We start from the raw sequence: 13,505 nt of genomic DNA on the forward strand, positions 1-13,505 counted from the left end.
GAACCACTCGTGTGACACACATCCCCCGCCGGTGTGATTTCGAGGCCTGCCGTGTCATCCCGTGGCGTGACAGAAGCCCACCCGGGTCGCGCTCCCGTACATCTTGTCGAAAGAGAACGAGGGCCCGTACCTAAGTACAGGCCCTCGTTCTGGCGATCACCCTGATGGCACTCAGGTCGTCGCGGCTGAGCTTAGAACAACGCCCGCATCAGCTGCCCACGAGCGGTCGTGACGCGCGGGTCCTCGGAACCGACCACGTCGAACAGTTCCACCAGGCGTTCACGCACGGTGTCCTTGTCATCGCCGAAGGTCGTCCGTACCAGCTGCAACAAGCGACGGAACGCATCCTCCACGTGGCCACCGGACACGTCCAGATCGGCCACGTCCAGCGCCGCTTGGATGTTCTGCTGGTCGTCGGCCGCAGCCTGTCGTACGGCGTTGGCGTCCATGGCGCTGACGCGCTGGAGCAGGTGCACCTGGGCCAGGGCCAGTTTGGCATCCTTGTCGCCCGGGTTCTCGGCCAGAGCCTGGTTGTAGCTTGCCTCCGCGCCGTCCAGATCGCCGGCTTCGAGCTTGTCGAGGGCTTCCTGGTGCAGCGGAGGCAACTGCTTGGGTGTCGCAGCAGTGGTAGGTTCGGCGGTTCCGGTCACCCCGTTCTGCGCGGCCAACGTGAGCAACTCGTCGAAAAGCTGCCGCATCTGCTCCGCGGGAACAGTCGAATTCACGAGGGGCACGGCCTGACCGCCCAGCATGGCCACGACCGTGGGAACGGTCTGGGCCTGGAACACCTGCGCGACCTGTTGTTCCTTGGACGCGTCCACGGTGCCCAGCAACAACTTGCCCTGGTAGCTGTCCACCAGCTGCGCCAGGGTTTCCACGAAGGTCTCGGATTCGGGGCTCTGCGGCGCGTACAGGGCCACAACCACGGGCACGGTCGCCGACTGCTCGGCGTACTTCTGAAAATCCTGCGCGGTGATGCTCACGCGGTAGCTGGCACCCTCGCCACCACCGGCCGACGGCGCCGCCCCGGGGCCTGCCGCTCCCCCGGTCTGCATGGTGCCGAGATCCATGGCTCCGCGCACGGACGCCGGCACGGCTTGCTCCTGCGCCTCGGGCTGGCGCTGCTGGCCTGATTGCTGCGGGAATTCACTCATGCTCGATCTCCTTCGGAGTCTCGTCCTCGCGTGTCCGGGCCCATCGTCTCGAATGAGTCGTTGTCGGACCGCGTTCTGCGTTCACTACAGCCATTATCGCCACGCGCGCCACGACTGCCCCAATACAGGCGTGCGTTGTACGCTTCCGGCGTGACCACACCACCTTTGCCGCCGGAGAAGTCTTCCCAAAGATTCCGTCCGTCGCGCCATCGATTCGATGTGCCTCCGGAACCGGGTATCACTCCCGGTGCCGCCCCGGCACCTCGCCGCGCCCCGTGGGACAAAGGACTGTTCGCCGGAGGCCATCCTGTTCAGACCGGTTTCTTCCTGACCCTGGGCGTCGGAATCGCCCTGCTCGGTTTCTATGTTCTGACCAACGTGGGCAGTCTGGCCGGTTGGGTGGTCACCGCGGCCTTCATTGCGCTGGGGTTGGATCCCATTGTGCGCTGGCTCGAAGCCCGCGGACTACCTCGACCCTTGGCTGTCTCCGCCGTCATCCTCGCATTGGCCCTGGCCATGTCGGCATTCATCGTGTTGGTCGTGCCCCGCATGGTGAATCAGGCCCAACAGTTCATGGGCACCATTCCCCAGCTGGTCAACCAGTTCATGGGGTCCTCGTTCTTCGAAGCGTTGGACGAGCGCTTCAACATTGCCGCAACTTTCGAACAGACGGTGGCCTCGTGGCAGACCCAGCTCTCCACCAACCAAGATCTGCTGGGCGGTATGTTCGGCTCGGTCGTGAGCGTGGGTGGTGTGGTGATCAACGCGGTCACGGGCACGATCATCGTGATGGCCCTGTCCTTGTACTTCCTCTTCTCGCTTCCCATGGCCAAGGCCTGGGGCTACCGGTTGGCGCCGGCCAGCCGCCGCGCGCGGGTCCAGCGGCTCGGTGACCAAATGATCAATGGCGTGGGCAACTACGTGGTCGGCCAGGCGTGCGTCGCCGTCATCAACGCCTCCGTGGCCTTCATCCTGATGACGGTCACGGGTGTCCCTTACGCCACGCTGCTCGTGCTGTTCGTTGCGGTGCTCGCGTTCATCCCCCTGGTGGGTGGGGTGCTCGCGGGTATCCTGGTTACCCTCTTCGCCATCCTGGGCGGCTGGGACACGGTGCTTCCGTTCGCCCTGTGCTATTTCGCCTACCTGCAGATCGAGGCGTACTTCGTCTCGCCCCGCATCATGAAACGCGCCGTGGCGGTCCCGGGTGCAGTGGCCGTGATCGCCGTGGCCGCAGGCGGTGCCCTGTGGGGAATCCTGGGCGCGGTCATCGCCATCCCTACGGCCGCCGCCGGCCTCCTCCTGGTTCGGGAAGTCTTCGTCCCGCGCCAGGACGCGCGCTAGCGACCCCACGCCGACGACGCCGCTCGGCCCGGTCCCGGGGTAGCCCCACCTCATGCGCCGATCACCCACACCACAGCCTCAGTGCCTCCAGTGCACCGGCTTGGCATGTGCGGCGCGAAACCCCATGACAGCGGCCGAGCGACGTCGTACGCACCCGGGTGCGCGCCGCGGTCCCCGGGGCGATAGGCTTGCCCGGTGCGATTGGTAATAGCTGACTGTTCCGTGCGGTACGAAGGCCGCCTCAACGCCCTCCTACCCCTGGCCCGACGCCTGCTCATGCTCAAGGCGGACGGGTCCGTGCTGGTGCATTCCGACGGCGGTTCCTACAAGCCGTTGAACTGGATGAGCCCGCCCGCCAAACTGCACGTGGGCGAGCCGACGCCCGAGCAGATCGAGGAGGGTGTGCGCGAATCCTGGATCGTGCAGGCGGCCAAGTCCGACGACCGCCTGCTGATCGACATCTACGAGATCCACGATGACATCGGCCACGACCTGGGGGTTGATCCCGGTCTCATCAAGGACGGCGTGGAGGCCGATCTGCAGCGATTGCTGGCCGAACAAATCACACTGCTCGGCGACGATTTCTCCCTGGTGCGCCGGGAGTATCCCACGGCCATCGGGCCGGTGGACATCCTCGCCCGCGACGGTTCCGGCGCCAGCGTGGCGGTGGAGCTCAAACGCCGCGGCGACATCGACGGCGTGGAGCAACTCACCCGCTATCTCGAACTGCTCAACCGCGATCCCCTGCTGCGTCCGGTGCGCGGTGTCTTCGCTGCCCAACAGATCAAACCGCAGGCCCGCACCCTGGCTCACGACCGGGGCATTGAATGTGTGACCTTGGACTACGAGGAAATGCGCGGCAACGTGGACACCCAATCGCGGCTCTTCTAGGCACGATGGTTACCGGTGGGTAGGTAAACAACCTGTGAATGGCCAGCGACTTTTGTGATCAGCAGACTGACTGCTGTTGACCTTGCTCGCCGGGTGTGTGAAGCTAGTACCGTTCTTCGCTTCATGTTTTACATGCTCGCAGGAATGGTAGCGAGCGTGAAGTTCTGACTGGCGCTGTGGCGCAACATCTAGTGAGCCGCATCCACAGCCTTCTCGCGGTACCTGTTCAGGTGTACAACAACAAGTACACGAATTTATTTACTCCAGAAGGAGCGCCCCATTATGGCTCAGGGCACCGTTAAGTGGTTCAACGCAGAAAAAGGCTTCGGCTTCATTACCCCGGACGACGCTGAGGGTGACGTTTTCGTTCACTACAGCGAAATCCAGACCGGTGGATTCCGCACTCTCGAAGAGAACCAGCGCGTCGAGTTCGAAATCGGTCAGGGCCAGAAGGGCCCCCAGGCTACCGGCGTGACTGTCATCTGATAGTTTCACCCCGAACAAAACCCCGCATCCAGGTGGATGCGGGGTTTTGTGTTTGTCGGCTTCGACCACCGGGCGCAAGGCCGGGTTAGAAGCGGAGAACGCAGGCTCTCGCTCTCGGGCTCACGGGGCCGGGGCGCGTGTAGCTCAGGTCCCCGATCGAGCACTACTGAGACTCCAGCGGGTTATTTAGAACAGACCGCCCACAATGCGCCGCTGAACCTTGGCTCCAGCGTTGGAGAGTCGGTCCACGAAGTGCTCGTAGCCACGATCGATGTGTTCCACGCCGGAGACTTCCGTGACACCAGTGGCGGCCATCCCGACGATCGCCAGGGCGGCGCCCGCGCGAATGTCCTTGGCCTCGACCGGAGCGCCGGACAACTGTTCCGCCGGAAGCCCGTCCACGCGGGCGTGGTGGCCGTCCAATCGGACCCGGGCACCCAGCCGTTCCAACTCTGCGGTGAAGCCCCAGCGGGCCTCGAAGACGTTTTCCGTGACCATACCCGAGCCCTCCGCCACGGCGTTCAGGGCAACGACGAAGGGCTGCAGATCCGTGGGGAACCCGGGATAAGGCAGTGTGGACACGTTGATCGCCGTGGGACGTTCGGGGCCCTGAACGATGAAACGTCCCTGCGACGTGTCGATGGTGCAGCCAGCACCGCGCAGCTTTTCCAAAACCATCGTCAGGTGCGCCGGCTCGGCACCTACGATCTCGACCCGGCCACCCGTAACGGCAGCAGCGAAGGCCCACGTGCCGGCCACGATGCGGTCCGGAACGGTGCGGTGGGTCACCGGATGCAGCTTGTGCGCACCTTCGATGGTGATGGTGCTGGTACCCAGTCCGTCGATGTGGGCACCCATGGCTTGCATCATGCGGCCGATATCCACGATCTCGGGTTCACGGGCGGCGTTCTCCAGTACGGTGACACCGTCCGCCAGTGCGGCGGCCATCATCAAGTTCTCAGTGGCACCCACCGACGGGTAGTCCAGGTGATAGGTGGTGCCGTGCAGGTTGTCCGCAACGGAAGCTCGCAGGAAGCCCTTCTCGATGCTCAGTTTCGCGCCCATGGCCTCGAGCCCGGCGCGGTGCATGTCGAGCCCGCGTGAGCCAATGGCGTCGCCGCCCGGAAGGGCGACTTCCGCGCGGTGACAGCGCGCGACCAATGGACCCAAGACGGAGATGGAGGCGCGCATCGCACGAACCAGATCGTAATCAGCCTGGTGTCCTAGGACCTCGGGAACATCGATATCCACGGTCTGCTGTGCGGGATCATAACGAACCGTGCACCCCAACCGTCGCAACAGCTCCGCCATGATGGTGACGTCCTGGATTTCAGGGACGTTCGTGATGGTCGACTCCCCCGATGCCAGCAAGGTAGCAGCCATCAACTTGAGCACACTGTTCTTGGCCCCCGATACCGGGAGCACGCCGGACACCTTGGTGGGTCCGTGAACCTCGATCTTCTCTTCCATGGGTCCTCCAGATCACGCGGTCGAGACCACGCTCAAAGACTGCACGAGCCCCCGTACCCAAAAGGTACGGGGGCCACGATGCACGGTTCTAGCTACGAACTAACTACTCGGACTCGGACTGTCCGTCGAAATTGACCTCGTCCGCGACAACCGTCACGCGATTGCTGTCGACCGAGATGAATCCCGAATCAATGTGACCGCTCAGACGGCCGCCGTCCACGCGCTCGACAGCGAACTCGCCCGGCTTGAGCAGTCCCGCAACGGACTCGTGCCCGGGGAGGATGCCAATGTCACCCTCCGTGGTGCGAACACGAACCATCTTCGCGGTACCTGCCCAGATCTTGCGGTCCAGGGCAACGACCTCAACGATGAGCTCAGCCATGATTACTTCTCGCCGGTCTGGGACTTGATCTCGTCCCAGCGCTGCATGACGTCATCGAGGCCACCCACGTTGTAGAACGCCTGTTCCGGAACGTGGTCCAGCTCGCCGTCACAGATCTTGCCGAAGGCTTCAATGGTCTCCTCGAGGGGAACCGTGGAGCCTTCCACACCGGTGAACTGCTTAGCGGTGTAGGTGTTCTGGGACAGGAACTGCTCGATGCGACGGGCGCGGGACACCACGACCTTCTGCTCTTCGGAGAGTTCTTCGACACCCAGGATGGCAATGATGTCCTGGAGTTCCTTGTTCTCCTGCAGGATGCCCTTGACGCGCGTTGCGACGTCGTAGTGGGCCTGACCCACGTACTGCGGGTCCAGGATGCGGGAGGTCGAGGACAGCGGGTCGATAGCCGGGTACAGACCACGCGACGCGATTTCACGGGACAGCTCGGTGGTGGCGTCCAAGTGCGCGAAGGTGGTGGCCGGAGCCGGGTCGGTGTAGTCATCCGCGGGCACGTAAATGGCCTGCATCGACGTAATCGAGTGTCCACGGGTCGAGGTAATGCGCTCCTGGAGCACACCCATCTCGTCCGACAGGGTGGGCTGGTAGCCCACGGCAGAGGGGATACGACCCAGCAGGGTCGAGACCTCGGAGCCGGCCTGCGTGAAACGGAAGATGTTGTCGATGAACAGCAGCACGTCCTGGTTCTGAACATCGCGGAAGTACTCCGCCATGGTCAGCCCGGACAGGGCCACGCGCAAACGAGTTCCAGGCGGCTCATCCATCTGGCCGAACACCAAGGCGGTGTCCTTGAGCACGCCGGCTTCTTCCATCTCGACCCACAGGTCGTTACCCTCACGGGTACGCTCACCCACACCGGCGAACACGGAGGTACCGCCGAAGTTACGAGCCACACGGGTGATCATTTCCTGGATCAGCACGGTCTTGCCCACACCGGCACCACCGAACAGACCAATCTTACCGCCCTTGATGTAGGGGGTCAGAAGGTCGATGGACTTGATGCCGGTTTCCATCATTTCCGTGGAACCCTCGAGCTCCGCGAAGGACGGCGCCTTGCGGTGAATGGGCCAACGGTCCTGGACATCCAGCTCTTCGATGGGCAGATCCAGCGAGTCACCCAGCACATTGAAGATGTGGCCCTTGACCACGTCGCCAACGGGCACGGAGATCGGTGCGCCGGAGTCCTTGACCTGGGTACCGCGCACCAGACCGTCGGTCTGCTGCAGGGAGATGGCACGAACCATGTTGTCGCCCAGGTGCTGTGCGACCTCGAAAGTGATCTTGCGAGGTTCACCGTTGAACTCGTAGTCGGCGGTCAACGCGTTGTAGACACCGGGAACCTGGTTCTCAGGGAACTCGACGTCGACCACAGGGCCGATCACTCGGGCGACTCGGCCGGTCGCGCCGCCCGAGACCGGCTGAGCGGCCTGTTCATTGATAGTGGCAGTCATTTCTCTCACTTCATTTCGGCGGTGGGTAGTGGCTGGCCCTGATCAGAGGGCTTCGGCGCCACTGACGATTTCGGTCAGCTCGGTGGTGATCTCGGCCTGGCGGGCGTTGTTCATCAAACGGGTGTACTTCTTGATGAGCTCATCCGCATTGTCGCCGGCGGCCTTCATGGCGCGCTGACGGGAAGCCAGCTCGCTGGAGGCCGCGTGGCACAGGGTCGAGTAGATACGAGACTTGATGTAGCGCGGCAGGATCTCGTTGAGGAACTCCTCCGGGTTCGGCTCGAACTCGAAGTTGTTGTTCGTCTCCTCAAGATCCTGGTAGTCCTCGGACACTTCGTCGCCGAGGTTGTTGGCATCAACTACCTCGAGAGGAAGCAGGCGAAGCACGCGCGGCTCCTGAGTCACCATGGACTTGAAAGCCGTGTACACCAAGTGGATCTCGTCCACGCCACCGTCGTCGTAGCTTGCGCTGATGTCGCCGAGCAAACGCTCGGTCAATTCCTCAGCACGCTCGGGGTTGGCGTTATCGGTATCGCCCGTCCAGAACTCGTCGTAATCGCGGCGACGAAAATCGAAGTACGCCTTGGCTTTACGACCCACCAGATAGACCCGAACTTCCCGGCCCTCCGAGTTCAGCATCTCCAACAGACCCTCCGCGCGCTTGAGCACGTTCGAGGAGTAGGAGCCGGCCAAACCACGGTCGGACGTGAAGATCACGACTGCGGAACGACGAACATCATCCACGGTCGAGGTCAACGGGTGGGAAATGTTGTGCTGAGACGCGATCTGGGAGACCGCACGGGTCAGCGCGTTGGCGTACGGGTACGCCGCTTCGAGGCTCTGACGGGATTTGTTGATGCGCGAAGTCGCGATCATCTCCATCGCCTTGAAGATCTTCTTCATTGACGAGGTGGATGAGATCTTCTGTCGGTAGACCCGAATCTGCGCTCCCATGAAACTTCCTTTCGGCACCGCAGCGGTGTGCCGTCACCGGCACACCGCTGACTCGGTTACTTCCTGACGATCTTTTCCTGGTTGACGTCCTCGGTCTCGAGGGACTCGTGCTCCTCGTGACCCGGCTCAATACCGTGCTTCGAACCGCGGAAGTCGCGCTTGACCTCGGCAACAGCCGTCTTCAACGCCTCAATGGCGTCGTCCTCGAGCTTGCCCGTGGATTCAATGGAATCCATCACGTTGGTGGTTCGACGGACCTGTTCGATCAGGGCCTTCTCGAAGTCGTTCACGTTGGCGACCTCGACGTCGTCGAGCTGACCGGTGGTACCTGCCCAGATGGACACGACCTGGTCCGCCACGGGGTACGGGGTGTACTGGGGCTGCTTGAGCAGCTCCATCAGTCGCTCACCGCGGGTCAGCTGCTGGCGGGACGCGGCATCCAGGTCGGATGCGAACATCGCGAAGGCCTGCATGGAGCGGTAGGACGCCAAGTCCAGCTTCAACGTACCGGAGACCTTCTTCATGGCCTTGACCTGAGCGGCACCACCCACGCGGGACACGGAGATACCCACGTCCACTGCGGGGCGCTGGTTCGCGTTGAACAGGTCCGACTGCAGGAAGATCTGACCGTCGGTAATCGAAATCACGTTGGTCGGAATGAACGCGGAGACGTCGTTCGCCTTGGTCTCGATGATCGGCAGACCGGTCATCGAACCGGCACCGAGCTCGTCGGAGAGCTTGGCACAACGCTCCAGCAAACGGGAGTGCAGGTAGAAGACGTCACCCGGGTACGCTTCACGTCCCGGCGGGCGACGCAGCAACAGTGACACGGCACGGTAGGCCTCAGCCTGCTTGGAGAGATCGTCAAAAACGATCAGAACGTGCTTGCCGTTGTACATCCAGTGCTGACCAATAGCGGAACCCGCGTACGGGGCCAGGTACTTCAGACCGGCGGACTCGGAAGCCGGAGCAGCCACAATGGTGGTGTACTCCAGAGCGCCGTTGTCCTCGAGGGTCTGACGCACCGAAGCAATGGTGGATGCCTTCTGGCCGATGGCCACGTAAATGCAACGCACCTGCTTCTCGACGTCGCCCGATTCCCAGTTGGAACGCTGGTTCAGAATGGCGTCCACGGCAATGGCGGTCTTACCGGTCTGACGGTCACCAATGATCAGCTGACGCTGGCCACGGCCGATCGGAATCATGGCGTCGATGGCCTTGATACCGGTCTGCAGCGGTTCGTGGACCGACTTACGCATGGTCACGCCCGGAGCCTGCAGCTCCAGCTCGCGACGGCCGTCGGTTGCCACCGGTCCCAGATCGTCCAGCGGCTCACCCAACGGGTCCACCACGCGGCCGAGGTAACCCTCGCCCACAGGTACGGACAGAACCTCACCGGTACGGTGAACTTCCTGGCCCTCTTCGATGCCCTGGAAGTCACCCAACACCACGACACCGATGTCGCGAGTGTCCAGGTTCAAGGCCAGGCCGAGAACGCCGTTCTCGAACTTCAGGAGCTCGTTGGCCATGACCGAGGGAAGACCCTCGACACGGGCGATACCGTCAGCGGCGCTGGCGACACGTCCGACTTCTACTCGTTCTGCATTGCCGGGTTCGTAGGACGCCGCGAACTCGTTCAGCGCACTACGGACTTCGTCGGCATTGATGGTCACATCGGCCATCTGCTGTCCCTGCTCTCTACGTTTCGTGATCATCGCCCGCGCAATGACCTAACTTCTTTTTGTCGCGATGCGTTGCCCCATCGCCTGCTGACCGTGTCAACGGCCGGTGGAGGCAACGCGACGAGATGCCGGCATCGACCGACTCCCCGCGATCCCCGCTCCACCAGGGGATCAGGCTCCGATTCGCTGCTGCAACTGATCCAGACGATGGGTCACAGACCCGTCGATGACTTCTTCACCGACCTGGACTCGCAAGCCGCCGATCAGTGAACGGTCCACCTCCACGGCCAGCTTGAGATCGCGCTTGTACAGAGCGTTGAGGCTCTGACGCAGCTTCTCCAGCTGTTCGTGGCTCAGTGGACGAGACGTCACGATTCGGGCGATCCAGCGTTGCTGACGATCGGCCACGATCTCTGCGAAGCGCTCGATCAAACGACCGGGCAGAGCTCCACGGGGCTCGCTGACGGCACGCTGAGTCAACAGCTTGCCCTCTTCAGATGCATTGGGCATCAGTCGGGATGCGAGCTGTGCCTTGGCTTCCGCGCTGGCGCGCGAATCGGCGAAGGCACCCTGGATCTCCTCGGAGTGATCCACGGTGTTCTTGAACTGAATCAGTTCATCCACCAGGGATTCCATGGCATTGAGCCCACCGCGGTTCTCGGCAGACGCTGCTGCCATCATCACTGCGGTTCGTTCAATGCCATCACCGAGCTGTCGCTCGTTGGCGGAGCGCTGCTTCACAAGCTCGGACACGATCTCGATAGCGGGATCGTGTTCCTCGTTGCCCATCAGTCGGTGCACAAACCCGGACACAGCCTCCACGGTGTCGGACTTGTGGGTCCGCTCCCCGAAGAGCTTGTGTACGAGCTTGACACGATCGTCGGCAGCGCGTGACGGATCCGTCAGCGCCCGGCGCAGAGCGCCGTTGCCGTCGATGACGTCGAGCATGCCGAACAGCTGCTTAGCCGTTTCGACGTTTGCTTCCGAAGCCCAGCGATCAATGTCCACTGTGAGGGGACGATATGGTTCGTTCGATGCTTCTGCCATTACCGTGCAGCTCCTGTGCGACCCTGCTCGGTCTCAAGATCGGCCAGGAAGCGATCGACCACGCGGTTTGCACGAGCGTCGTCGTTCAGGGATTCCCCGACGATCTTGGAAGCGAGCTGTGTTGCCAAGGTACCGACCTCGTCGCGCAAGGAAACCACTGCGGCGGCACGCTCGGCCTCAATGGCCTTGTGTGCGTTCTCCGTGATCCGAGCGGATTCGACGTTGGCGCGATCCTTGAAGTCCGCGAGGATCTTCTCGCCCTCGGTGCGGGCTTCCTCACGAATCTTCTGGGCTTCGAGGCGGGCGCTCTCAAGCTGCTGGTTGTACTCGTCGCGAGCGGCCTTGGCCTCTGCCTGAGCGGCCTTGGCCTTGGCAAGTCCACCTTCGATGGCTTCGGTGCGGTCACGGTAGACCTTCTCGAATGCCGGAGCGATGAACTTGATCGCGATGAAAAGCAGAATCAGGAACCCAATGAAAGTGATCAGCATTTCCCAGACGTTGGGGAGAAGGGGGCTGGCCCCTTCTTCTGCTGCCAACAACATTGCGGTCATGTGCGCGATTCCTGTTCTCTAGTTAAGGGCTAAGTGCGGACGTACCGCTCTTAGAGGAGTGCGAGCACGAAGCCCAGGATGGCCAGTGCCTCGACCACGGCGAAGCCCATGAACAGCATCGGCTGAATCACGCGCTGGGACTCGGGCTGGCGAGCAACTGCCTGCATGTAAGCAGCGAAGATCAAACCCACACCGATGCCACCACCGATGGCAGCGAGACCGTAGCCAATGACGCTAAGCGAACCTTCCATTATGGATATTTCCTTTCTGGGTGCCCGTGTCGGGCAGTGATGCCATTACTGGAATCGTAAATGGACGATGGTCACATCAGCAGTCCGAGTGGACCGCTGCTTCGTGGGGTCAGTGCCCCTCCTGCAGTGAGCCCTGTACATACACGGCAAACAGCAGGGTGAAGATGTAGGCCTGCAGGATCTGAATCAGAACCTCCAGGAAGTAAATGAAGAGGCCCAGGATCACGCCGAAGACGGATCCGCCGATACCGAGTGCGCCACCCACGCCGGTGGCGAGGTACGCGGTGAAGCCGGCGGCAACCATGATGGCCATGTGGCCGGCGAACATCGTGGCGAACACACGAAGTGCGTGCGTGACGGGGCGGATGATCATGTTCGAAAGGAACTCGAGCGGGATCAGAACGATGTAGAGGACCTTGGGAACATCCGGCGGCATGGTCATCTTGACGAAGAACCCACCGAAACCGTGGCGCTTGATGCCCACGAAGACCCACACGACGTAGGCGACGGCCGCGAAGACATAGGCGGTGCCCGGGTGGGAGAAGGTCGGAAGCTGCAGCACCGGAATGGAGCCGAACAGGTTGTTGACCAGAATGAAGAAGAAGAAGGTGAAGAGCAGCGGGACGTACGGGCGGAATTCCTTCTCGCCGATGATGTCGCGGCCCAGGTGATTACGGACGAAGCCGTATCCCATTTCGCCCAGGTACTGACCCTTGGAGGGGACCAGGGCGCGGCGGCGGACCACGTACATGAAGAACCCTGCGATGAGAACCACCGACAACAGGATCAACAAAGAATGCTTGCCGACTTCAAGTGTGCCCACGGTGAAGAAGGGAGGCAGGTGCGCGTCCTCAACTGACGGGGCCACAAATTCGGCCGGAATCCTCAAGGCGGGGTTCAATACGGGTCCTTTCTGCGGTATCCAGACCGGTCACACTCGGGGCGAGGGGCCCTGATCAGACGTCGATGTCTTTGTCGGGTTCTCCATCTGGGTCGGACTGGAGTTCAGGCCCTCCCGCATGTGGAGGTAACCAAGATAGATCCCGGCAGCCGCACCAAATACGGCTCCCACGATCACCAACCACCCTGTTCCCAGCAGGTGATCCGCGCCCCAGCCTACCAAACTCCAGAACCCTCCACCGACCACGATGTACAGCAACATGGTCAGCCCCCCGGCCAATCCACCGCTCTGAACGAGCTCGCCCGCGGTACTGAGCGCCTCGTCGGATTCCGAGCCGGCCGCGGGCGTTCCGACACGCCGCCCGTCATGTTGCGGTGAGTTGGAAAGATCGGGTTCACGCTCGGTCATGCTCTCCGCCTTCGGTCGGTTCGGATGAGTTTCCATCCAGGATAGTTGGCGACTCGGCCTGCGCTTCGGCTGCGGCCTGTTCTTCCTTTGCGCGTACCACCGCCGTGTATTCACTGGCCAAAACGGAGCTGGCCCGCATGGCAATGGGTGCCAGGACCAGCCAGGACAGGACCAGGCCGGCGGCAACCGAGATGGCGAACCCCAGCGAGTGCAGCCAGTCGGGAGCACCCACCGACAGCAGGTACCACCCCATGACCACGACCTTGAGCAGGTACAGCAGGGCCAGTGCGGGAGCGGTAGCGGCCGGCGCCAGTCGGTACATGAGTACGGTCACGAAGACCGTGAGGCCCGTACTCAGAATCACCAACCCAGTGCCCAGACCAATGGATCGCCACAACGGATCCACATCGATGACGGCCACGCAGGTGATGAGAATCACAGCAAGAAGTATGGATGTGACGCTCAGAACCAGAACGGGACGGCCGTAGACCTCCCGTGCCGGCGTCGTCGGGACGGAA

15 protein-coding genes are annotated in these 13,505 nt (G+C 62.3%); 3 read left to right on the top strand and 12 right to left on the bottom strand.

What is annotated here, in order from left to right:
* Positions 1 to 191: 191 nt before the first annotated feature.
* Entirely contained in the window at positions 192 to 1,154 is a 963-nt protein-coding gene (locus RF638_RS06410) for a co-chaperone YbbN (RefSeq protein ID WP_129701899.1), read from the bottom strand.
* Positions 1,155 to 1,304: 150 nt separating this feature from the next.
* Between RF638_RS06410 and RF638_RS06415 the strand changes: the two genes are divergently transcribed.
* The 3 genes from RF638_RS06415 (at position 1,305) to RF638_RS06425 (ending at position 3,872) form a co-directional block, all read left to right on the top strand.
* Positions 1,305 to 2,495, top strand: a complete 1,191-nt coding sequence (locus RF638_RS06415) for an AI-2E family transporter (protein WP_259916201.1) — start codon at positions 1,305 to 1,307, stop codon at positions 2,493 to 2,495.
* A gap of 195 nt (positions 2,496 to 2,690) precedes the next feature.
* Positions 2,691 to 3,386: an endonuclease NucS gene (nucS, locus tag RF638_RS06420; RefSeq protein WP_095797342.1), complete on the top strand. Its 696-nt coding sequence runs from the start codon at positions 2,691 to 2,693 to the stop codon at positions 3,384 to 3,386.
* A gap of 282 nt (positions 3,387 to 3,668) precedes the next feature.
* Positions 3,669 to 3,872 (top strand): cold-shock protein, encoded by a 204-nt coding sequence (locus tag RF638_RS06425; RefSeq protein ID WP_095797343.1) that lies wholly within the window; start codon positions 3,669 to 3,671, stop codon positions 3,870 to 3,872.
* A 186-nt stretch (positions 3,873 to 4,058) separates the two neighbouring features.
* Here RF638_RS06425 and murA read toward each other — a convergent pair whose 3' ends face one another.
* From murA to RF638_RS06480, 11 genes are all read right to left on the bottom strand, one after another.
* Complete coding sequence (gene murA / locus RF638_RS06430) at positions 4,059 to 5,342, bottom strand: UDP-N-acetylglucosamine 1-carboxyvinyltransferase (protein ID WP_095797344.1); 1,284 nt, start codon at positions 5,340 to 5,342, stop codon at positions 4,059 to 4,061.
* A 103-nt stretch (positions 5,343 to 5,445) separates the two neighbouring features.
* On the bottom strand, positions 5,446 to 5,724 hold the full coding sequence (locus tag RF638_RS06435; protein WP_095797345.1) for a F0F1 ATP synthase subunit epsilon: 279 nt from the start codon (positions 5,722 to 5,724) through the stop codon (positions 5,446 to 5,448).
* A gap of 2 nt (positions 5,725 to 5,726) precedes the next feature.
* Positions 5,727 to 7,193, bottom strand: a complete 1,467-nt coding sequence (gene atpD, locus RF638_RS06440; RefSeq protein ID WP_095797346.1) for a F0F1 ATP synthase subunit beta — start codon at positions 7,191 to 7,193, stop codon at positions 5,727 to 5,729.
* 42 nt (positions 7,194 to 7,235) lie between these two features.
* Positions 7,236 to 8,147 (bottom strand): F0F1 ATP synthase subunit gamma, encoded by a 912-nt coding sequence (locus RF638_RS06445; RefSeq protein WP_368841607.1) that lies wholly within the window; start codon positions 8,145 to 8,147, stop codon positions 7,236 to 7,238.
* Between the two features lie 56 nt (positions 8,148 to 8,203).
* Positions 8,204 to 9,829, bottom strand: a complete 1,626-nt coding sequence (atpA, locus tag RF638_RS06450) for a F0F1 ATP synthase subunit alpha (RefSeq protein ID WP_368841608.1) — start codon at positions 9,827 to 9,829, stop codon at positions 8,204 to 8,206.
* A gap of 171 nt (positions 9,830 to 10,000) precedes the next feature.
* On the bottom strand, positions 10,001 to 10,876 hold the full coding sequence (gene atpH / locus RF638_RS06455) for an ATP synthase F1 subunit delta (RefSeq protein WP_016996281.1): 876 nt from the start codon (positions 10,874 to 10,876) through the stop codon (positions 10,001 to 10,003).
* Positions 10,876 to 11,427 (bottom strand): F0F1 ATP synthase subunit B, encoded by a 552-nt coding sequence (locus tag RF638_RS06460; RefSeq protein ID WP_016996282.1) that lies wholly within the window; start codon positions 11,425 to 11,427, stop codon positions 10,876 to 10,878. Before RF638_RS06460 ends, atpH begins: the two co-directional genes overlap by 1 nt.
* A 50-nt stretch (positions 11,428 to 11,477) precedes the next feature.
* Complete coding sequence (locus RF638_RS06465; protein ID WP_016996283.1) at positions 11,478 to 11,678, bottom strand: ATP synthase F0 subunit C; 201 nt, start codon at positions 11,676 to 11,678, stop codon at positions 11,478 to 11,480.
* A gap of 109 nt (positions 11,679 to 11,787) precedes the next feature.
* Entirely contained in the window at positions 11,788 to 12,579 is a 792-nt protein-coding gene (gene atpB / locus RF638_RS06470; protein ID WP_129701895.1) for a F0F1 ATP synthase subunit A, read from the bottom strand.
* Between the two features lie 30 nt (positions 12,580 to 12,609).
* Positions 12,610 to 12,987, bottom strand: coding sequence for a hypothetical protein (locus tag RF638_RS06475; protein WP_368841609.1), 378 nt, complete (start codon positions 12,985 to 12,987; stop codon positions 12,610 to 12,612).
* Positions 12,974 to 13,426 (bottom strand): hypothetical protein, encoded by a 453-nt coding sequence (locus tag RF638_RS06480; protein WP_368841610.1) that lies wholly within the window; start codon positions 13,424 to 13,426, stop codon positions 12,974 to 12,976. Before RF638_RS06480 ends, RF638_RS06475 begins: the two co-directional genes overlap by 14 nt.
* Positions 13,427 to 13,505 lie beyond the last annotated feature (79 nt).

It is taken from the genome of Kocuria sp. CPCC 205235, from assembly GCF_040980905.1.
GTDB classification, from domain to species: Bacteria; Actinomycetota; Actinomycetes; order Actinomycetales; family Micrococcaceae; genus Kocuria; species Kocuria carniphila.